Source organism: Shewanella sp. MEBiC00475 (assembly GCF_005234075.1).
Taxonomy (GTDB): domain Bacteria; phylum Pseudomonadota; class Gammaproteobacteria; order Enterobacterales; family Shewanellaceae; genus Shewanella; species Shewanella polaris.
Genome location: NZ_CP039928.1, coordinates 2,447,474 through 2,468,899 on the forward strand (window position 1 = coordinate 2,447,474; position 21,426 = coordinate 2,468,899).

18 protein-coding genes, 2 tRNA genes and 3 rRNA genes are annotated in these 21,426 nt (G+C 42.7%); 15 read left to right on the top strand and 8 right to left on the bottom strand.

Annotated features, from left to right (window positions below; all coding sequences use genetic code 11):
• Positions 1 to 42: 42 nt before the first annotated feature.
• The 6 genes from gspI to FCN25_RS10905 are packed head-to-tail and all read left to right on the top strand — an operon-like array spanning position 43 to position 4,554.
• Positions 43 to 393 carry a type II secretion system minor pseudopilin GspI gene (gspI, locus tag FCN25_RS10880; RefSeq protein ID WP_254693773.1) on the top strand — a complete coding sequence of 117 codons (351 nt, stop codon included), beginning with the start codon at positions 43 to 45 and terminating at the stop codon, positions 391 to 393.
• Positions 374 to 1,063 (top strand): type II secretion system minor pseudopilin GspJ, encoded by a 690-nt coding sequence (gene gspJ, locus FCN25_RS10885; RefSeq protein WP_137224657.1) that lies wholly within the window; start codon positions 374 to 376, stop codon positions 1,061 to 1,063. Before gspI ends, gspJ begins: the two co-directional genes overlap by 20 nt.
• Positions 1,063 to 2,049 carry a type II secretion system minor pseudopilin GspK gene (gene gspK, locus FCN25_RS10890; RefSeq protein WP_137224659.1) on the top strand — a complete coding sequence of 329 codons (987 nt, stop codon included), beginning with the start codon at positions 1,063 to 1,065 and terminating at the stop codon, positions 2,047 to 2,049. Before gspJ ends, gspK begins: the two co-directional genes overlap by 1 nt.
• Positions 2,050 to 2,099: 50 nt before the next feature.
• Positions 2,100 to 3,305 (top strand): type II secretion system protein GspL, encoded by a 1,206-nt coding sequence (gspL, locus tag FCN25_RS10895; RefSeq protein WP_137224661.1) that lies wholly within the window; start codon positions 2,100 to 2,102, stop codon positions 3,303 to 3,305.
• A 1-nt stretch (position 3,306) separates the two neighbouring features.
• Positions 3,307 to 3,783 carry a type II secretion system protein M gene (locus tag FCN25_RS10900; protein WP_137224663.1) on the top strand — a complete coding sequence of 159 codons (477 nt, stop codon included), beginning with the start codon at positions 3,307 to 3,309 and terminating at the stop codon, positions 3,781 to 3,783.
• Positions 3,784 to 3,792: 9 nt separating this feature from the next.
• Positions 3,793 to 4,554, top strand: coding sequence for a type II secretion system protein N (locus tag FCN25_RS10905; RefSeq protein WP_137224665.1), 762 nt, complete (start codon positions 3,793 to 3,795; stop codon positions 4,552 to 4,554).
• Between the two features lie 157 nt (positions 4,555 to 4,711).
• Here the strand turns inward: FCN25_RS10905 and yrfG are convergent, their stop codons facing one another.
• Entirely contained in the window at positions 4,712 to 5,377 is a 666-nt protein-coding gene (yrfG, locus tag FCN25_RS10910; RefSeq protein WP_137224667.1) for a GMP/IMP nucleotidase, read from the bottom strand.
• Positions 5,378 to 5,454: 77 nt separating this feature from the next.
• Between yrfG and nudE the strand changes: the two genes are divergently transcribed.
• Both nudE and cysQ read left to right on the top strand, forming a co-directional pair.
• A complete protein-coding gene (nudE, locus tag FCN25_RS10915; protein WP_137224670.1) occupies positions 5,455 to 6,030 on the top strand; it encodes an ADP compounds hydrolase NudE in 576 nt (191 codons plus the stop codon).
• A gap of 140 nt (positions 6,031 to 6,170) precedes the next feature.
• Positions 6,171 to 6,980, top strand: coding sequence for a 3'(2'),5'-bisphosphate nucleotidase CysQ (gene cysQ / locus FCN25_RS10920; protein ID WP_137224672.1), 810 nt, complete (start codon positions 6,171 to 6,173; stop codon positions 6,978 to 6,980).
• A gap of 185 nt (positions 6,981 to 7,165) precedes the next feature.
• Here the strand turns inward: cysQ and mnmH are convergent, their stop codons facing one another.
• The 3 genes from mnmH to FCN25_RS10935 form a co-directional block, all read right to left on the bottom strand.
• Positions 7,166 to 8,266, bottom strand: coding sequence for a tRNA 2-selenouridine(34) synthase MnmH (gene mnmH / locus FCN25_RS10925; RefSeq protein WP_137224674.1), 1,101 nt, complete (start codon positions 8,264 to 8,266; stop codon positions 7,166 to 7,168).
• Entirely contained in the window at positions 8,266 to 9,321 is a 1,056-nt protein-coding gene (gene selD / locus FCN25_RS10930) for a selenide, water dikinase SelD (protein ID WP_137224676.1), read from the bottom strand. The genes mnmH and selD overlap by 1 nt, the downstream gene beginning before the upstream one ends.
• A gap of 446 nt (positions 9,322 to 9,767) precedes the next feature.
• Positions 9,768 to 10,877, bottom strand: coding sequence for a fatty acid desaturase (locus tag FCN25_RS10935; protein ID WP_137224678.1), 1,110 nt, complete (start codon positions 10,875 to 10,877; stop codon positions 9,768 to 9,770).
• Between the two features lie 158 nt (positions 10,878 to 11,035).
• Between FCN25_RS10935 and fabR the strand changes: the two genes are divergently transcribed.
• On the top strand, positions 11,036 to 11,653 hold the full coding sequence (gene fabR, locus FCN25_RS10940; protein ID WP_137224680.1) for an HTH-type transcriptional repressor FabR: 618 nt from the start codon (positions 11,036 to 11,038) through the stop codon (positions 11,651 to 11,653).
• Between the two features lie 65 nt (positions 11,654 to 11,718).
• Here fabR and trmA read toward each other — a convergent pair whose 3' ends face one another.
• Entirely contained in the window at positions 11,719 to 12,816 is a 1,098-nt protein-coding gene (trmA, locus tag FCN25_RS10945; RefSeq protein ID WP_137224682.1) for a tRNA (uridine(54)-C5)-methyltransferase TrmA, read from the bottom strand.
• A 129-nt stretch (positions 12,817 to 12,945) separates the two neighbouring features.
• Between trmA and murI the strand changes: the two genes are divergently transcribed.
• Positions 12,946 to 13,725, top strand: coding sequence for a glutamate racemase (gene murI / locus FCN25_RS10950; RefSeq protein ID WP_137224684.1), 780 nt, complete (start codon positions 12,946 to 12,948; stop codon positions 13,723 to 13,725).
• Positions 13,726 to 13,773: 48 nt separating this feature from the next.
• Here the strand turns inward: murI and FCN25_RS10955 are convergent, their stop codons facing one another.
• Positions 13,774 to 14,217, bottom strand: a complete 444-nt coding sequence (locus FCN25_RS10955) for an RNA-binding protein (protein WP_137224686.1) — start codon at positions 14,215 to 14,217, stop codon at positions 13,774 to 13,776.
• A gap of 685 nt (positions 14,218 to 14,902) precedes the next feature.
• On the opposite strand from FCN25_RS10955, the gene FCN25_RS10960 reads away from it, so the two are divergent.
• The 5 genes from FCN25_RS10960 (at position 14,903) to rrf (ending at position 20,661) form a co-directional block, all read left to right on the top strand.
• Positions 14,903 to 16,447 (top strand): 16S ribosomal RNA (locus FCN25_RS10960).
• A 217-nt stretch (positions 16,448 to 16,664) separates the two neighbouring features.
• Positions 16,665 to 16,741, top strand: a tRNA-Ile gene (locus FCN25_RS10965).
• Positions 16,742 to 16,890: 149 nt separating this feature from the next.
• Positions 16,891 to 16,966: transfer RNA gene (locus tag FCN25_RS10970), tRNA-Ala, on the top strand.
• 426 nt (positions 16,967 to 17,392) lie between these two features.
• Positions 17,393 to 20,297: ribosomal RNA gene (locus FCN25_RS10975) — 23S ribosomal RNA — on the top strand.
• Positions 20,298 to 20,545: 248 nt separating this feature from the next.
• A 5S ribosomal RNA gene (gene rrf, locus FCN25_RS10980) occupies positions 20,546 to 20,661 on the top strand.
• Together the 16S, 23S and 5S rRNA genes with 2 tRNA genes alongside form the textbook arrangement of a ribosomal RNA operon.
• A gap of 117 nt (positions 20,662 to 20,778) precedes the next feature.
• On the opposite strand, the gene mutT is transcribed toward rrf, so the two are convergent.
• Positions 20,779 to 21,177, bottom strand: a complete 399-nt coding sequence (gene mutT, locus FCN25_RS10985; protein WP_137224688.1) for an 8-oxo-dGTP diphosphatase MutT — start codon at positions 21,175 to 21,177, stop codon at positions 20,779 to 20,781.
• An 11-nt stretch (positions 21,178 to 21,188) separates the two neighbouring features.
• Positions 21,189 to 21,401 (bottom strand): DNA gyrase inhibitor YacG, encoded by a 213-nt coding sequence (yacG, locus tag FCN25_RS10990; protein WP_137224690.1) that lies wholly within the window; start codon positions 21,399 to 21,401, stop codon positions 21,189 to 21,191.
• Positions 21,402 to 21,426 lie beyond the last annotated feature (25 nt).

Consider the following 21,426-nt stretch of genomic DNA (forward strand, 5'->3'; position numbering starts at 1 on the left):
AACCGCTTAGGTATAAAAAGCTTTCGCGGTAAAAACGCTGGCATGACCTTACTAGAGGTGATGGTTGCTTTGATGGTATTTTCAATTGCTGCGGTATCGGTTACCAAAAGTTTGGGTGAGCAAATGGCGAATATGCCCATTTTAGAAGAGCGAACCTTAGCCCAATGGGTAGCAAGTAACCAAATGGTCGATGTGCGTCTACCTGATGCGTTTCCTGATATAGGCCAAAAAACCGGCCAAGAAGAACTCGCAGGACGAGAATGGTATTGGCGCCGAGATGTTATTAAGACCACAGATGATAAATTTAGAATGATCCGTATTAGCGTCAGCGACGATGATAAATTTAAACGTATTGTTGCTCAGGTAAGTAGTTATGTGCATAACAAAGCCTAAATATTTTAGCGGCTTTACGTTACTGGAAATGCTTATCGCAATTGCGATTTTTGCCATGTTGGGGATTGCAGCTAACTCGGTATTATCGACGGTGATGAAAAATGATGAAGTGACTAAAGAGTTTTCCGATCGGCTTAAGTCATTGCAACAAGGTTTTGGTGCATTAGAACGCGATTTAGGTCAAATGGTTGCGCGAACGCCTCGGTTGTTTGACGGCAGTCGCAGTAGTCAATTTTTTCAAGTGGGCGATAATATTCTCGATTCAGAAACCGAAGCATTGATGTTTTACCGTTTAGGTTGGCTAAACCCAGATGGTATGCTGCCTCGGGGCAGTTTACAGTCGGTTGCTTATGTTGTCCAAAATGGCCGCTTAGAACGCTGGTATTATCCTTACCCTGAGCCAATATCGGGTGCTGAACCACTAAAAAGTATGGTTATAGACCATGTGCTATCAATTGAATATTCGTTTTACATTGACGGAAAATGGCAAAAAGAAGCAGATGGAACCGTGATGCCTAGAGGGATTGCGATGGAGATAGAATTAGAAGGTTTGGGTAAAATTCAACGTCGTTTTTTGTTGCCTAAAGGTGCTCCGGCAACTAAGTCTAGCTCAGACAGCTCAGACAGCTCAGACAGCTCAGACAGTTCAGACGATGATGGGAAGTCATAATGGGTGGCCAAAAGCAGCGTGGTGTAGCACTTATTGTGGTGATGTTGATTGTTGCCATGGTAGTGGTTATTGCGACCAATATTAGCAGTCGTAATCAGCTTTCCATGCGGCGAACGCTTAATTTAGCCCAATATGATCAAGCCTATTGGTATGCGCTTTCTGCAGAAGAGCTTGCAATGAAAGTGCTCAAGCAAGACTTTGAAGATTCAGACGGAACGGTACATTTACAGCAATACTGGGCTTTAGCTGATGTCGTTTTCCCAGCTGAATATGGTCAGATTGTTGGTGAAATACAAGATATGCGGGCATGTTTTAATGTTAATGCTGTTGGCCAAGAATCAACAAAAACTGAAAATGGCCAACCTAAATTGACCGTTGCAGCACAACAGTTTCAATCGTTACTTATCAGTTTAGGTGTTGATGAGTTTGGCGCAGAGCAGTTTACCTATATGCTTAAAGATTATATTGACGAAGATACCTTGGCTGGTTCTTATGGTGCTGAAGATGCCGAATATGAATCGCGTAATGTGCCGTATCGTGCCGCTAATACCTTGATGCAGCATCGCAGTGAATTACGGGCCGTACTAGGGTTTAGCCAAGATGTATATTTAAATCTATCACCTTATGTGTGTGCCATACCCGGTGAAAATAGCCAGTTATTAAATGTGAATACCATTAAGGTTGAGCAAGCGGCTTTACTTGCTGGAATGCTAGAAAATAAGATTTCGGTCAGCGAAGCTGAAAGTATTATTAACAGTCGGCCTGGTGATGGATACGAAAAAATTGAAGAATTTTGGGAAAGTTCGTCACTCAGTGGTGTAACACTGGACGCGGATGTAAAGTCGAGTTTTGTAGTAGACAGTCAGTATTTCTCATTAAAGGCTGGCGCCAAAGTCGATAATGCAATATTTCGAATGGAAAGTGTACTTAAGCGCAATGGTAACAATTTAGATGTACTCACCCGTCAGTATGGTGGTCAACAATAATAACAAATTCATTACGTAACAATACGTATTGAGATTGGTGGAGAATAACAGTGTCTGAACGGCTATTTATCCGGTTAGGAAAAACATCAGAACACCCATGTTCGTGGCTAGTATGGTCAGAACAAGAGCAAGAAATCATCGCTTCTGGTGAGTTATCTGATGCCGCGAGTCTCAGCAGTTTAACTGAGCGGGCGGGTAATCGTCCTGTTGATGTACTTGTGCCAGCGGCCAATATGACATTGACACAAATTATGTTACCCGAAAAAGGTCAACGCCAAGCATTAATGGCATTGCCATACATGTTAGAAGAATCACTAGCAACCGATGTAGATAAAATGCATTTTGTTGTCGGGCCTCGTGAAGGGGAGCGACTCAATGTGGCAGCTGTGGCGCATGAACAAATGCAAATATGGCTAGAATGGCTACATCATGCTGGCTTAAAAGTGAAACGTATTGTACCTGATTGTTTAGCCTTGCCTTTAGAGCAATGCCGTTGGGCGGCAATGAGTGTCGGCAGCGAATATTTAATTAGAACCTCAGAAGGTGGCGGCGTTAGTTTACCTAAAGCATGGTCTGCATTTGCACTGCCGCAGTTACTCACGGCGGCACAACCCAATGACGATGAACCTATTAGCGTAGCAAGTTATAGTGACGATATTGCATTTGAAGGTGTGGAGATTAATAACAAGCCGCTAGATTTACCTATGATGGTATTAGCAAAAGGCATTTTGAATGCCCCAATCAATTTGCTCAGTGGCATTTATAAACCTAAGCATGAATACAGTAAACAGTTATTCATCTGGAAAAACACTGCTATTGTCTTGGTGATTGCGATTGTTTTAGCCTTGGCGAATAAAGGCTTATCCATTCATCAACTTAATAACCACACCGCAGAGCTGCAAGCTCAAAGTGAATTGATTTTTAAGCAAGCCGTTCCGGGTGTAAACCGCATTGTTAATATGCGCTCACAGATGGGCAGTCAATTGCGCAGCATGCAAGGCCAAGGTGGTGGCGCGGTATTTTTTGAAATGTTAGACGGTTTAAAACCAGCGTTTAGTAAAGTACCAGAACTCAAACCGAACTCATTGCGTTATGAAGCAAATCGTAATGAATTACGTATGCAAGTGACAGCAAAAACCTATGGTCAAATCGATAAGTTTAAAGAACTTGTTGGCAAAGACTACCTGCTCGACGGTGGCGCCATGAACAGTAACGAAGAAAGTGTTACCAGCACACTGACGTTAAGGATTAAATAACATGGAAAACATGCGTAGTTGGTGGCAAAGTCTAGCCATTAGAGAGCAACAACTTGTTGGATTTTGTGCTGCAATATTGGTTATTGGTATTGTTTATTGGGGCATTTGGACACCGATTTCGAATGCTCAAGAAACGGCCGAGCGTGATAACAGCGCAGCACAGCAAACGTTAAATTATGTTAAACAAACCGCTAATAAAATCGCCGGTCTGAAACAGGCGGGTGCGCAAGCTAAAGTTCGTGGAAGTTTAAGTTCTGTGGTAAATCAAACGGCTGGTCAATATAAATTAGAGATCACTCGTATGCAGCCGCAAGGCGATAAAATACAACTATGGATGGATGACGTGCCATTTGATGCGTTATTAGGTTACTTACATGACTTAGTAGAGCAAAAAGGCTTAACGTTGGACAGTGTAGACCTAACCGAATCAGACGTTGCTGGTTTTGTAAAAGTAAGACGTATTCAGCTTTCTCAGTAAGGATTTTTTGTGAGCTTATTTTCAAAAATAGTCATTGGCGTCATTATTTACCTAGTGTTTTTATTGGTTTATTTACCGGCAAACTGGTTAGTCAGTATTGCTCCATTGCCGAGTAATGTGGCTATCAGCGGTGCTGAGGGTACGCTTTGGCAAGGAAAAGCGGCATTAATCACCATTGATAAAAAACAGATTGAACAGGTTAGCTGGAAATTAAGCCCGTGGGGACTATTAGCTGGTAAAGCTAATATCGATATTAACGTCGGCAGTCGTGCTACACCTGTAAATGGTAAAGGCAGTATTAGTTGGTCATTATCAGGGCTGAGTGCGAAAAATATCCGTATTGATCTACCCGACAGCTTTTTATTAGCGGATGCTCGCTTACCTTTTAAAACTAAAATTGATGGTGACGTGAGCTTAATGGTTGAAGCCTTAAAGCAAGGCGAGCCATGGTGTGAGCAATTAAACGGTAAATTATTTTTAAATAATACAAATGTTAAAAATCAATATGGTGTGTACCCATTGGGCAATATCGCATTGGGGCTCAGTTGTCTTGATGGCCAATTACAAATCGCCACTGATGAAACCCAAAACGTATTAGGCTTAACGGGAACCGCGACTCTAGGCGAGTCAAACTTGGTTAAGGTCAGTGCTAAAATTAAACCGACCGATGCTCAGCCTAAAGATTTACGAGACTCGTTATCATTCTTAGGTCGACAAGACAGCCAAGGGTATTACCCTATTAACTATCAAGGTGTTGTGCCTGGACTGTAATCAATAAGTCTCCTTGAATAATTAACGCCTTGATATCACTATCAAGGCGTTTTTATATTCGTGACCATGTATTTGTATTCTTGGTATTAGTTAAGATAATGTCCCTTGTTTACCGTAGTTTCAAATACCATAGTCGTTTCTATTGCTTCAATAATGGCTATACAGATTGAAGTGCCAGTGATAGTGGCTGGTAATCGGTAATTGCTGGGAAGTCGGCAAATTCAATATGAGGTTTTTGGCTATCTGGGTTTTTAATTCCGAGCTGATAACCTACGCCTGCCTTTTTTGATGCTGCTAAAATTACTTCGCTGTCGTCTATAAATAAGCATCGAGCAGGATCTAACTTAAATTTATCAAATGCATATAGCCAAAACTGCGGATGTTCTTTAGGGTAACCGCTCTCATGACTCGATAACATATCGTCTAATCCATGGGCTAAATTGGTATGAGTTAGCTTAAGCGCTAAACTTTGCGGATGGGCATTGGTAAACAAAATACGTTGCTTACTTGCTCCAGCCAAAGCCTGTAAAAAAGGCATGCTGTCTTGGCGAAGTTTAATTCTTTCTGCGGATGCATGGTGTAATGCCAATATGTCGAGTTGTAAGTAGCGTTGCCAGTAATCAAGACAATACCAATCTAAGGTGCCGACCACATCGTAATAAGCTTGTTTGACGAGTGTATTGGCTTCATCCAAGCTTATTTGGCGTTGAATGCTTAATTGTTGTGGCACGAGATGTAACCAAAAGTGGTTATCAAAGTGTAAATCTAACAAGGTACCATCCATATCTAGCAGTACTGTGTCTATGTTATACCAAGGAAACATATAAATTCCGGTTGTAGAATATACCTAGCATAGTAAGATTGTATCCTGTATCTATTAATTCGTCACACGAGGCTTCAATGACACATCGGCAAAAAAAGCCGGAGACCCTGCATAGCGAAATTGTTGCCAAAAGCAGACTGTTTCAAATTGAGCAGGTACACCTTAAGTTTTCTAATGGCGTAGAACGTCAATATGAACGCATGAAAGGGAGCAACAGAGGGGCTGTGATGATTGTTCCCATTCATCAAGGTAATTTGTTACTCGCCAGCGAATATGCTGGAGGTACTGATAGTTATGAGCTAGGCTTTCCTAAAGGGTTGATTGACCCAGGTGAAACTGCAATGGAAGCTGCCAATAGAGAGCTCCAAGAAGAAATCGGTTTTGGTAGTTATCAATTGACCCATTTAAAAGAGCTATCTCTTGCGCCAAGTTATTTTTCCAGCAAAATGCACATTTTTGTAGCAGAAAAACTGTACCCTAGTCGTTTAGAAGGTGACGAGCCTGAGCCAATTGACGTGATACCTTGGCCATTATCTGATTGGCAGTTATTAATCGATAATGTTGATTTCTCCGAGTCTCGCAGTGTAAGTGCCCTTTTTTTAACTCAACAATATTTGGCTGGATCAACTCATCAGCTTGCTGATGAAAAATAGCTGAAGTTGAAAAACGCTAAATAGGTAACTTATTTTGGCGTATTGAATTCACCATGTAATCGCACATAGAATAGGCAATAGCCGTATTTATTGGTGTCCTTGTCAGGTCATCTTTCTCGAATCCAGTAATTGGAGTAGTAATGAAGCCAGAAGATGTAATTGAGCAAGTCATAGACATTGCGACAGAAGCTGGACAAAAAATTCGTGATATTTACCTAAAAGGTAACTTTAAACGCGAAATTAAGTCAGATAACACCCCAGTGACGTCTGCTGATTTAGCTGCCAATGATATTATTTGCAGTAAGTTAGCAGAGCTAACACCCGATATTCCTATTTTAAGTGAAGAAGCCGCAGATATTCCATTAAGTGTACGTGAAACATGGAAGCGTTATTGGTTAGTTGATCCACTTGATGGTACTGGCGAGTTCATTGCTGGAAGTGGTGACTTCTCTGTCATTATCGCCTTGATTGAACATAATCGTCCAATTATGGGGGTGGTTTATGTGCCGATGACTAAGGTGTGTTATTACGCAATAGCTGGACTAGGTGCCTATAAACGTGATGGTAAGAACGAAATACGTATTACCAGTAAACAATTAACCGGTGATGAACCAGAACATTTACGTTTAGCGGTAAGTCGTCGTCAAGATCCTCAATCGGTATTAAAGTTACTTAATAAACCGAACCATTGCGAATTAGTGGTGATGGGCGGAGCAGCATTAAAAAGTTGTTTAGTCGCAGAGGGCAGAGCAGACTGCTATGTTCGCTTAGGACCAACTGGTGAGTGGGATACGGGAGCTGCACAAATTATTATTGAAGAAGCTGGTGGTGCGCTAATTGATATAAATTTACAGCCTATGACCTACAATGAGCGTGAAACGTTAGAAAACCCCAATTTTATTGTAGTCGGCAGTGCCAACTTACCGTGGGATTCGCTGTTAACTAAATGATTTTCATATAGTTAATTCAATTTTAATAAATGTTTTACGGTGTGTGTTTTTTGAACGCTGGTGAATCATTCATTGAAAGTGTTAATCATCCGTTTAGGTTAGAGGAGTTAAATATAGTTAACTTATATGCTGAAGGTACCAGACATTATAAAGCCCTCATCATGAGGGCTTTATAATGAAGTGCTTTATGACTTATGGTTATCTAACCATTGGTGTATGGCTTGTCTATTACCTTGAAATATGACTCTATCTTTTTTCTGTTCAAGTTGATACTGGTACATTGGGTCATAATAAATAGTGAGTAACTGGCTTATCCAGTCTAGATGTTTACTGGTATCATTTTGATTCTGTTGCGCACTAAGTGCTTTATCTACTAAGTCTTGCAGTTCTTGATGTAGTTTACCGCCTAAGCGTTTACGGATCCCCAGTAAACTTTGAGTCAAATAAGCAGCAAATGCATCGAAACCAGCTTGTTTACCCAAGCGAGACTCATAATCAGCAAGTTTTCCCTCTACATAGTCATGCAATAAACGCGGTAAACGTGCGTCTAATGGTTCATCGAGCACAATAATTTCAGCTTGTTGCATGGCGTGGTAAAAGCTGTGTGGCAGGGCAGAGCGACCAATCAGAATACTTTCATCTTCTAACAGTAAGTGATTATGTTGCTGTTTTTGATGTTTTAGTAATGAAACAGCTAAGTTATTTTCGAAGTTAATTTGACTGGGCTGCGGGTCAATATTTTTGCCAAAGCTCGATCCGCGATGATTTGCTATGCCTTCAAGATCGACAGACTCATCTCGCTGATTAATCACTTCTGTCTTACCGCTACCCGTTATGCCACTTAAAATGAGCATTTTGGTTTGGCTGGGGGTTTGTTCGATAGCATTAATTAAAAAAGTGCGCATGGCTTTATAACCCCCTTGAATATAAGGGATGTTTAAGCCAGATTCTTTAATCCATTGCTGTGATAGCTGCGAACGTAAACCGCCACGGAAACAATATAAGTAACTGTCTGGGTGTTGAGACAATTGAGCTTGCCAAGCATCGATACGCTGTTGTTTAACTTTACCGGTTACCAGCTCATGGCCTAATGCGATAGCAGCGTCCTGACCATGTTGTTTATAGCATGTTCCTACCTTCTCGCGTTCACCGTCTTGCATTAACGGTAAATTAATTGAATGGCTAAATGCACCTTTGATAAATTCGACAGGTGCACGCACATCAATTAATGGACGACCTTCTAATAGTATTCTGCCATATTCAGAACTGGGAATAACCTCGCTCATTAGCTTAATTCCACAAGAACATCATGGCCATCAGAACTCGGTTTATAGGTATTGAGTCTCCCGATACAAATAGCTTCAATTCCATTGGTTTCTAATAATGCTTTAAGTTCATTTTCCGCTTCAGCACTCACTGCAACTAATAATCCTCCACTGGTTTGTGGATCGCAGAGAATGGCTTTTTGATCATCAGTTAAAGGCGGTAAATATTCGCCATAGCTGTCAAAGTTACGATGAGTTCCGCCAGGAATACAGCCAAGAGCCAAGTAATCACTTACTTTTGGTAATAAAGGCACTTGGGATAACACTAAGTTAGCTTTAAGTTTTGCGCCTTGGCAGACTTCAATTAAGTGGCCGGCCAGTCCAAACCCCGTTACGTCTGTTAATGCATTAACACCAACAATTTTAGCAATATCGATACCAATCTTGTTGAGCTGACACATCGCATCAGGCGCAATTAGACTATCTTCATCACGGAGTTTTTTCTGTTTCTGTGCTGTTGTCAGAATACCAATACCAATCGGTTTGGTGAGGTATAAACGATCGCCTGCTTTGGCGGTATCGTTTTGTTTTACTTGTTCAAGCGGAATTTGCCCTGTTACGGCTAATCCAAAAATAGGTTCAGGAGCATCAATACTGTGACCTCCAGCCAACATAATACCGGCATCGGCACAGGCTTGACGTCCACCATCTACTACTTGTTGTGCTACTTCTGCGGGTAATTTATTAATTGGCCAGCCTAAAATGGCAATCGCCATTATGGGAGTACCACCCATAGCGTATATATCACTGATGGCATTGGTGGCTGCAATTCGGCCAAAAGTAAATGGGTCATCCACAATGGGCATAAAAAAGTCTGTGGTACTGATAATGCCAGTTTGTTCATTTAGCTTATAGACAGCGGCATCGTCACGGGTTTGATTACCCACTAATAAGTTAGGATCAGTAAATACGGGGAGTTGTGATGCAAGAATGGTGCTTAATACTTTAGGGGAGATCTTACAGCCGCAGCCTGCGCCATGGCTATATTCGGTTAGTTTGATTGCTTGCTGAGACATATTAGTTGATCTTTCGATGGCGAATTGAGCAGCAATTATAATCATTATTAGGCAGAATATCTTGTGTTTTAGTCGTTTATCAAACTTAGTCGATCTTTTTTAAAGCTATAAAAATATTATTATGAACATTAGCTTATTTTATTTTTAGGTCAATTCAATGTATCGCTAATGTCATGCGGCAGTTAGGTGAGCATGGTGGTAAGGAGTAAAGGTAATATACGCGAACACATGTTCAGTGAGTGTTGCACTTAATTGATTGTCGTGTGAGCCAATACACATAGTTGCTACAGCAACGAACGACAGACCTCTATTTTGGGGTCGTAGAAAGAATGAATTGTAAAACGGGGTATATCTTAAGTTGAGGGTAATAGTGGCATTATTTGGGATTGCTCAAAATAAAAAAGGTCACGTATGTACGTGACCTTTTAAATAGTTAAGCATTAGCTTTACTGTGCATAGGCTGCTGTTAAGCTTTTCCAATTACGTTGTTGCTCAAGAAATTGATTACGTAATAATTGTACCTGCTGTTTGAGGTTATGGTCAGTTAGTTGCTTACGTTTTGCTTCTAACAAGCTTTTTTGAGCTTGATAATATTCAACTAAGTGTTGCTTCATTAGCTCATACTCTGTTTGAAATTTTTCAATTATTTCATCACAGTTAGGTAAGTGAGCAACCTGATTTTGAGCCTCTAAAAGCTGCATTTGCAAACGGGCACTTTCAATACGTTCTTGTGGAACTTGACGTAAATTACTGGTTAAGCCAAACCAACTCATTAGCTTGATTAACCATTTGGTTGGATCGTAATCCCACCATTTAATACCGTTACGGTAATCATTTTCGAAAATATGATGAAAGTTGTGATAACCCTCTCCATACGTAAACAATGCTAAAATGGCATTATCTTTAGCTGTATTTTTATCTGTGTACGGTTGTTTACCCCAGATATGAGCCAATGAATTGATAAAGAAAGTACAGTGATGTACTACCACTAGACGCAATAAGCCTGCCATTAATACCATAGATAGAATATCGCCATTTAACCAACCGATAAATGCTGGCAAACCAATATTCATTAGTATCACTAAAGCTAAATAGTGTTTGTGTTGCCACATAACGATACGATCATTTTGTAAATCACGTACATTGTTATAATCACTATAACGACTTGCCTGATACTCGCGCAGCATCCAACCGATATGACTATACCAAAATCCCATTTTTGCGGAATATGGATCTTTATCATTATTATCAACATGTTTGTGATGAACGCGGTGATCACTACACCAGTGTAATGCACTGTTTTGAAGTGCGAGCGCCCCACCTAGTGCGTATAAAAAACGTACCGAAGAGTGAGCTTTATAAGCTTTATGAGACCATAATCTGTGGTAACCCGCAGTGATCGATAGACCACTTGCGTAAGCAAAAATAACAAACGAAATCCATTCAATGCCATCAAAGCCATGGGTAATACCACGCCAAGGGACTAATACTAGAGCGCCAATAAAAGTAATGGCAAATAACAGTGTATTAAGCCAAATGATTGGAGGTTTTTTCATTTAATAGGGTTCCAATAAATAGGTTTAAAAGAAGGTTGAGCGTACAATTGTACGCTAATTTAACTTAATGAGCTAGCCATGGTCAAGTTTAACAGGGCTGTGTTTCTGTTTTAAAAACGGTATTATCTGTGAATTAATAGTGATTGAATGGATTAGTAATGGGTGTTAGAGCACAACAAAAAGAAAAAACTCGTCGAGCATTAGTTGATGCTGCATTTAATCAGCTTAATGCTGAGCGAAGTTTTTCTAGCTTAAGCTTACGTGAAGTGGCTCGCGAAGCGGGTATTGCACCAACATCTTTCTATCGTCATTTTAAAGATATGAACGAACTGGGTTTGACCATGGTTGATGAAGGTGGATTAACCCTACGTCAAATGATGCGTAAAGGGCGTCAACGTGCTGAAGCGGGTGGCAGTGTAATCCGTATTTCTGTCGACACTTTTATGGAAGTCTTGGAGTCAAATCCGAACGTATTTAGAATACTGTTACATGAACGTTCTGGTACCTCTGCAGCATTTAGAGCTGCCGTTGAGCGTGAAATTGAGCACTTCATATCTGAACTTGCTCATTATACTGAAGCACAGACAAATCGCACTCCTGTGTTAGCGCGTGCTCAAGCTGAAGCTCTCGTTATTTTAGTCTTCAATGCGGGCGCATCAGCGTTGGATTCAAAACGTAGTGAACGAAGATTATTAGCCGATCAATTAGTACTACATTTGCGTATGGTTGCTACTGGGGCTGAAGCGTTACAACATAAAATAGACAATCGAGCCTAATCGATTGTCTGTTTTATCAAACGAGGCATAACTTTTTTGCCCCCTGTTTGAATAGCATCTTTTAATTATAAACGTTCTAGCAAAACGCCAGATTCCATATGGTCAGTGTAAGGGAATTGGTCAAATAGCGCGAAGCGAGTTATTTTGTGGGTTTGACTTAACGTCAGTAAATTATCATTGAGGGTTTCTGGGTTACACGAGATATATAAAATCCGCTCATAACCTTGGATTAGCTTCAATGTTTCAGAATCAATACCTGCGCGTGGTGGGTCAACAAAGATAGTATTGCAATCGTAACTGTCTAAATCGATACCCTCTAAACGTCTAAATTGACGTTTTTTAGCCATAGCATCACTAAAATCTTCTGCCGACATACGAATAATTTGGACGTTAGTGACATTGTTGATATCAATATTGTACTGCGCAGCGTCAACAGAAGGTTTAGCCAACTCTGTTGCTAATACTCGATTGAAGTTTTGAGCGAGTGCAATCGTAAAATTGCCATTACCACAGTACAGTTCAAGTAAATCACCTTGGCTGTTCTTAGTGGCATTAATCGCCCATTCCAGCATTTTTACAGACACTTTCGCGTTGGGCTGGGTAAAACTGTTCTCAATTTGTTTGTAATGCAATACCTGTTCATTAACCGTTAAGGTCTCAACCACAAAATCTTTATCTAAATCGATTTTCTGCTTACGCGCACGGCCAATAATATTAACATTGAATTGGGCACATAATTTTGCTTTTAATTGAGTCGCTTGTTCACGCCACTCTTCATCAAGCTGGCGGTGGTAAAGTAAAGAAACCAGTATTTCACCACTTAATGTCGACAAAAAATCAATTTGAAATAGTCTGTGGCGTAACGCCGGATTGGGTCTTAATTCTTCAATCAAAGTCGCCATCATTTGATTAATCAATTTACCAGCAGGTAAATATTGATCGCAACGCACTTTTGCATTCAGTGCTTTATCAAACATGTAGTAATATAGGTCATCGCCTTCGTGCCACATTCTAAATTCTGCACGCATACGGTAATTCGCTACTTCTGAAGCGAATACCTCGAGTGCGGGTGGGTTGAAGCTGGCAAAGGTCTGCTCTAGCTTGATGCGCTTTTGTTGTAATTGTGCATCGTAGTTTTTAGGGTCCATTGCAGCTAAATTCATATCGTCCACCTAAGGCTGTAAAAATGGGCGCAAATATTATACTAAATGACGCTCATGTCTAGTATTACGCGCCTAAGTATAAAGTTACATGATGATTAATGCTGAGCATATACATATTTGGAGCCCATATTGTCTGGACCTATTTTAGTGTTTGATTCTGGTATCGGCGGATTGTCGGTTATGAATGAAATTAGAAAACTACTGCCACAGCATGATTATTGCTATTTATTTGATAATGCACGTTTACCCTATGGAAACTTATCAGAGCAAGAATTAATCGTGGGCTGTGTTGCATTGATAACCTTTCATGCTAGACGTCTCAATGCCAGTATTGTTGTTGTGGCGTGCAATACCGCCAGCACTCTAGTGCTACCCGAATTACGTAAGCAATTATCGATCCCTATCGTCGGTGTGGTTCCGGCAATTAAACCTGCTGCGATGCTATCAAAGAAAAAACACATTGGTTTGCTGGCAACTCCAGGTACAGTAAAGCGAGATTATACTCAGGCATTAATTAGCCAATTTGCAGAAGGTTGTAAGGTTGAATTGTTTGGTACGTCGGAGTTAGTCCTACTAGCAGAGCAACATGTTGCGCAGATACCGATAGACTTAATCGTATTAAAACAACTGCTATTGCCTATTATAGAATCAGATATCGATGTGCTAGTGCTTGGTTGTACACATTTCCCCATAATCGCGGCGGAAATTAGTCAATGCTTAGGAAGTGATGTGGCATTACTGGATTCAGGAGAGGCAGTTGCAAAGCGAGTGAGATTTCTATTAAGTAAAGAACAGCAAGGGAATAAGCACTTACAAGCTTGTTACACGAAAGGTATTAGCGAGGGATTAAAAGGAACATTAGTCGATTATGGTTTTGGTGATTTTTCGCTGGTAACCATAACCGACTAACAACACTGCTTAAATTGAACAGTGATAAGAATCTACTTTAAATAGCAATTAGCTATTATCTGAATCAGATTCTTGTGATTTAGCTTCTCTTACCTTTAACGTGCGTTCTTGAAAGCTGTAGTCGTTTAATTTCGACATTGCTTTCTGTGCGCCCGCTTCAGACATCTCAACAAAACCAAATCCTTTACGACGTCCTGTTTTACGGTCTCGCACTAAACGAACTGAGTTAACCGGTCCGTATTCGCCAAACAATGCCTTTACTTCTCCTTCATGAACACGGTAAGGCAAATTGCCTACATATAGTGTCATGGTAGGGCCAACATAAGGTTCATCAGAAGAACATGAACCGCTAGATGGCATAAAGGTGAAAATTAACGTCGCAACGACTACACCAGCAATAAACGCTACCGAAGATGGTGTACCGCCAAACTGAGAAAAAACAAAAGCGCCAAGAAGCGCCGCAATCAAAACAATCACGAATGATTTCTGCATAAAATAATCTCTAATGAATATAAAAATGATAAATAACTGTTAAATACTATTACATACTAATTAAAAATTACCAGATAAACCAGACCGCTGTTGAAAAATTGAGCTTAAAAGTCACTTAAATATCAAAAACAAGCATTTCCCATTTCATTGAAGATGGTTCTTTAAGCAAAAAAGCTAAAAAAGAATCGATCTGCATAAAAGTTCGACGTTCAATACGTTTCATCAATAAAAGCGCTTGCACTAAATCTTGTGTTGCCTATAATGCGCATCCACTGACACGGCAGACAGCGCAAGCAGTCACCGGGTTAGGTTGAATTAAGTGCCTCAAAACACTGAGTTCAGCAGCGAAAAGAAAGTTTGAAAAAACACTTGACGCCATAAAGGGAATGCGTAAAATACGCAGCCCAAGCCAACGACCTAGCGTCTTACGGCGATGCATGAAAGATAGCATCAACGCTCTTTAACAATTTATCAAGTAATCTGTGTGGACATTCACAGGTATTGAGTTATTCGAAATTGTCTTCTGTTCTTCGGAATGTTGGCAATCAAAAAATTTCAACTCAATGCAACGATGAATGTTCATAGCAATATGTAACAAGCATTTTATAGATTCTTCCGAGTTTATAAGGTGTAAATCAGAATTCATTGAGCCGAGATATTCCTAACAGAGTATTTCAAAAAACTTTAATTGAAGAGTTTGATCATGGCTCAGATTGAACGCTGGCGGCAGGCCTAACACATGCAAGTCGAGCGGTAACAGAGAGGAAGCTTGCTTTCTTTGCTGACGAGCGGCGGACGGGTGAGTAATGCCTAGGGATCTGCCCAGTCGAGGGGGATAACAGTTGGAAACGACTGCTAATACCGCATACGCCCTACGGGGGAAAGGAGGGGACCTTCGGGCCTTTCGCGATTGGATGAACCTAGGTGGGATTAGCTAGTTGGTGAGGTAATGGCTCACCAAGGCGACGATCCCTAGCTGTTCTGAGAGGATGATCAGCCACACTGGGACTGAGACACGGCCCAGACTCCTACGGGAGGCAGCAGTGGGGAATATTGCACAATGGGGGAAACCCTGATGCAGCCATGCCGCGTGTGTGAAGAAGGCCTTCGGGTTGTAAAGCACTTTCAGTAGGGAGGAAAGGTAGCGTGTTAATAGCACGCTGCTGTGACGTTACCTACAGAAGAAGGACCGGCTAACTTCGTGCCAGCAGCCGCGGTAATACGAGGGGTCCGAGCGTTAATCGGAATTACTGGGCGTAAAGCGTACGCAGGCGGTTCATTAAGCTAGATGTGAAATCCCCGGGCTCAACCTGGGAATTGCATTTAGAACTGGTGAACTAGAGTCTTGTAGAGGGGGGTAGAATTTCAGGTGTAGCGGTGAAATGCGTAGAGATCTGAAGGAATACCGGTGGCGAAGGCGGCCCCCTGGACAAAGACTGACGCTCATGTACGAAAGCGTGGGGAGCAAACAGGATTAGATACCCTGGTAGTCCACGCCGTAAACGATGTCTACTCGGAGTTTGGTGACTTAGTCACTGGGCTCCCAAGCTAACGCATTAAGTAGACCGCCTGGGGAGTACGGCCGCAAGGTTAAAACTCAAATGAATTGACGGGGGCCCGCACAAGCGGTGGAGCATGTGGTTTAATTCGATGCAACGCGAAGAACCTTACCTACTCTTGACATCCACAGAAGCCGGAAGAGATTCTGGTGTGCCTTCGGGAACTGTGAGACAGGTGCTGCATGGCTGTCGTCAGCTCGTGTTGTGAAATGTTGGGTTAAGTCCCGCAACGAGCGCAACCCCTATCCTTATTTGCCAGCACGTAATGGTGGGAACTCTAGGGAGACTGCCGGTGATAAACCGGAGGAAGGTGGGGACGACGTCAAGTCATCATGGCCCTTACGAGTAGGGCTACACACGTGCTACAATGGCGTATACAGAGGGTTGCAAAGCCGCGAGGTGGAGCTAATCTCACAAAGTACGTCGTAGTCCGGATTGGAGTCTGCAACTCGACTCCATGAAGTCGGAATCGCTAGTAATCGTAGATCAGAATGCTACGGTGAATACGTTCCCGGGCCTTGTACACACCGCCCGTCACACCATGGGAGTGGGCTGCAAAAGAAGTGGGTAGTTTAACCTTCGGGAGAACGCTCACCACTTTGTGGTTCATGACTGGGGTGAAGTCGTAACAAGGTAGCCCTAGGGGAACCTGGGGCTGGATCACCTCCTTACCTATACGACTAACTCAATACCTAAAGTGCAGCAATGCATGTGAGTGTTCACACAGATTACTTGATAGAAAGAAAGAGAAAGATATCGAAAGGTATTTTTGAGGATTTTGATTCTTAATCAAGGCACTTGATGAGTCTCGCAGGGAGTGTGCTTTTAGCACATGACTGAGAAACGAAGAAAGTAACGCCGAGTAAGGGTTAAAAGACCAAAAAGAATGGGTCTGTAGCTCAGCTGGTTAGAGCGCACCCCTGATAAGGGTGAGGTCGGTGGTTCAAGTCCACTCTGACCCACCAAATCTTCATTTTATCTGCGTTAATTAAATACTCGTTTAGACTCTTGTAATAAGAGTGGAAACGTCGCATTGAATTAACTTGTTAAAATTCGATTTGGCTTCGCCAATCTTATGATTGGTTACTTGATATTAATCTCACTGCATGTAAATGGGGCTATAGCTCAGCTGGGAGAGCGCCTGCCTTGCACGCAGGAGGTCTGCGGTTCGATCCCGCATAGCTCCACCATTTACTTGTTGGTTCAATTAGTTTGATCAAGACGCTATAAAAGCGGTTCGATCCCACTCACATTGCTCCACCATTTAGATTTATCATAATGATAAATACATGCATAGGTTAGAGATGCCAAAGATAAATGAAATTTTATCTTTGGCTTTTTTAAGCCCGCTCTTTAACAATTTGGAAAGCTGATAGTACTAACTAAAGGCGCATTGATGACGATTCGTTGTTGTTGATGTGATTACGTTAGTGCGAAAAATAATACTGATGCGAAAGCATCAGTATCTTGAGTTCTCAAAACACTGTTTAAGTGTCTTGAATATTCTAAAAACTAAGGCGAGTCCACTTCCTACCCTGGAGGTGAGACAAGTAAAAACCAGCTAGTTGCGATATAACGCAGGTGGTTCACGCAAGTGAAACTCATTTGGGTTGTATGGTTAAGTGACTAAGCGTATACGGTGGATGCCTTGGCAGTCAGAGGCGATGAAGGACGTAATAACTTGCGAAAAGCGTTGGCGAGCTAGTAATAAGCATTTGAGCTAACGATATCCGAATGGGGAAACCCAGCAGCATAAGCTGTTATCACTACATGAATACATAGTGTAGTGAGGCAAACCCGGGGAACTGAAACATCTAAGTACCCGGAGGAAAAGAAATCAACCGAGATTCCCCTAGTAGCGGCGAGCGAACGGGGATTAGCCCTTAAGTCTATGGGGTGTTAGTGGAATGTGTTGGAAAGCACAGCGGCACAGGGTGATAGCCCCGTACATGAAAACTAACCATAGATGAAAACGAGTAAGGCGGGACACGTGACATCCTGTTTGAATATGGGGGGACCATCCTCCAAGGCTAAATACTCCTGACTGACCGATAGTGAACCAGTACCGTGAGGGAAAGGCGAAAAGAACCCCTGTGAGGGGAGTGAAATAGAACCTGAAACCGTGTACGTACAAGCAGTGGGAGCGGTTCTTGAGACCGTGACTGCGTACCTTTTGTATAATGGGTCAGCGACTTACGTTTTGTAGCGAGGTTAAGCGAATAGCGGAGCCGTAGGGAAACCGAGTGTTAACTGCGCGTTTAGTTGCAAGGCGTAGACCCGAAACCGAGTGATCTAGCCATGGGCAGGTTGAAGGTTGAGTAACATCAACTGGAGGACCGAACCGACTTATGTTGAAAAATGAGCGGATGACTTGTGGCTGGGGGTGAAAGGCCAATCAAACTCGGAGATATCTGGTTCTCCTCGAAAGCTATTTAGGTAGCGCCTCGAGCGAATACCATTGGGGGTAGAGCACTGTTAAGGCTAGGGGGTCATCCCGACTTACCAACCCTTTGCAAACTCCGAATACCAATGAGTACTACTCGGGAGACAGACAGCGGGTGCTAACGTCCGTTGTCAAAAGGGAAACAACCCAGACCGTCAGCTAAGGTCCCAAAGTGTATGTTAAGTGGGAAACGATGTGGGAAGGCTTAGACAGCTAGGATGTTGGCTTAGAAGCAGCCATCATTTAAAGAAAGCGTAATAGCTCACTAGTCGAGTCGGCCTGCGCGGAAGATTTAACGGGGCTAAACATACCACCGAAGCTACGGGTGCATGCCATTAGGTGTGCGCGGTAGAGGAGCGTTCTGTAAGCGGTTGAAGGTGAAGGGGTAACCCACACTGGACGTATCAGAAGTGCGAATGCTGACATGAGTAACGATAAAGGGAGTGAAAAACTCCCTCGCCGAAAGACCAAGGGTTCCTGTCCAACGTTAATCGGGGCAGGGTGAGTCGACCCCTAAGGTGAGGCCGAAAGGCGTAATCGATGGGAAACAGATTAATATTTCTGTACTTTTGCTAACTGCGATGGAGAGACGGAGAAGGCTAGGCTAGCGCGGCGTTGGTAGTCCGCGTTTAAGGTAGTAGGCTGTATTCTTAGGCAAATCCGGGAATACGTACTTAAATGTACAGGTTGAGAGCTGATGACGAGTCACTAAGGTGATGAAGTAGTTGATGCCATGCTTCCAGGAAAATCTTCTAAGCTTCAGGTTAGTAGAAATCGTACCCCAAACCGACACAGGTGGTCGGGTAGAGAATACCAAGGCGCTTGAGAGAACTCGGCTGAAGGAACTAGGCAAAATGGTACCGTAACTTCGGGAGAAGGTACGCTGCTGTCGGTGATGGGACTTGCTCCCTAAGCTGACGGCAGTCGCAGATACCAGGTGGCTGCAACTGTTTATCAAAAACACAGTACTGTGCAAAATCGCAAGATGACGTATACGGTATGACGCCTGCCCGGTGCCGGAAGGTTAATTGATTGGGTTATCTTCGGAGAAGCTCATGATCGAAGCCCCGGTAAACGGCGGCCGTAACTATAACGGTCCTAAGGTAGCGAAATTCCTTGTCGGGTAAGTTCCGACCTGCACGAATGGCGTAATGATGGCCACGCTGTCTCCAGCCGAGACTCAGTGAAGTTGAAATTGCGGTGAAGATGCCGTATACCCGCGGCTAGACGGAAAGACCCCGTGAACCTTTACTATAGCTTGGCACTGAACATTGAACCTACATGTGTAGGATAGGTGGGAGACTTTGAAACTTTGACGCTAGTCAGAGTGGAGTCAATCTTGAAATACCACCCTTGTAGTTTTGATGTTCTAACCGCGGCCCCTTATCGGGGTTCGGGACAGTGCCTGGTGGGTAGTTTGACTGGGGCGGTCTCCTCCCAAAGAGTAACGGAGGAGCACGAAGGTTGGCTAAGTACGGTCGGACATCGTACGGTTAGTGCAATGGCATAAGCCAGCTTAACTGCGAGACATACACGTCGAGCAGGTACGAAAGTAGGTCATAGTGATCCGGTGGTTCTGAATGGAAGGGCCATCGCTCAACGGATAAAAGGTACTCCGGGGATAACAGGCTGATACCGCCCAAGAGTTCATATCGACGGCGGTGTTTGGCACCTCGATGTCGGCTCATCACATCCTGGGGCTGAAGTCGGTCCCAAGGGTATGGCTGTTCGCCATTTAAAGTGGTACGCGAGCTGGGTTCAGAACGTCGTGAGACAGTTCGGTCCCTATCTGCCGTGGGCGTTGGATGATTGAAGGAAGCTGCTCCTAGTACGAGAGGACCGGAGTGGACGAACCGCTGGTGTTCGGGTTGTTATGCCAATAGCATTGCCCGGTAGCTACGTTCGGAATCGATAACCGCTGAAAGCATCTAAGCGGGAAGCGAGTCCTAAGATGAGTCATCCCTAGAGCTTTAAGCTCTCTAAAGGGCCGTAGGAGACTACTACGTTGATAGGCAAGGTGTGTAAGCGTTGTGAGGCGTTGAGCTAACTTGTACTAATGACCCGTGAGGCTTAACCATACAACCCAGATGGGTTTTACTGACCTTAGTGTTAGAATAGAGCGCTTAAGCAGTGCGAGACCTCAAGTAAGCTTTAATAAAGCATAATCAGCTTTCCGAATTATTAAATATTGGTAATTAGACGCAGGAAATTGTTTGGCTGACAAAGCCGTGACGAACGAAGCGCGGAGTGTAGTTCACTACATGAGCACTAGAGTGAGGAGACAATGCCGTCAGACGGATAATTAACCAGTCTTTAAACAAATTTGTCTGGAAACCATAGAGCTGTGGCACCACCTGATCCCATTCCGAACTCAGAAGTGAAACACAGTATCGCCGATGGTAGTGTGGGGTCTCCCCATGTGAGAGTAGGTCATTTCCAGGCGCCTAATTGACTTGCAAGAGTCGTGAAACAGCCCGCTATTATGTAGCGGGCTTTTTTTCGTCTGCAATTTGTGAAAGGGTAAAAATTATTGCAGCAGAATCTGGTGGCTTAGTGTTTTTATAAATTTAACGTTAAAAGCTTATCTACAATGGGTTTATTGGCTTCAGGGAACTCATATTTAGAGATGGTTTGTAGTTCAACCCATTCTATTTGTTGTCCTTCAACGCCAGCGGCTTGGCCATTGAAATCTGTCACTAAGTGAATATCAAGCCTAACAAGCTTATCTGGGTAGTCATGACAGATGTCCATAAATTCTGTGGTGCTGCTAACATCAAGATTAACTTCTTCTTTCAATTCGCGAATTAGCGCTGCGGTTACCGTTTCATTTTGTTCGACTTTACCGCCTGGGAATTCCCATTTTCCACCTTGGTGCAAATGGTCATGACGCTTAGCTAATAAAATTTGCTTATGTTGATTTATGATAACGCCGACGGCAACATGTACTCTTTTTTGCATGATTAGGGCCCTTATTCTTTAAAGAAGTCGCCTTCATCAAAACCAATATCATCAAGCATATCTGGATCGATACTATTCTTAACCGGAATTGCGTGTTTCTCGCTAGCCCAGTCACCAAGGTCGATGAGTTTACAACGCTCACTACAAAATGGTTTAAATAGAGATTCGTCTTTCCATTCGACTTTGGTACTACAAATAGGGCAATTTACTACTGTTAAAGGCATAATTGTTCTTAGTCATTAATGTTGT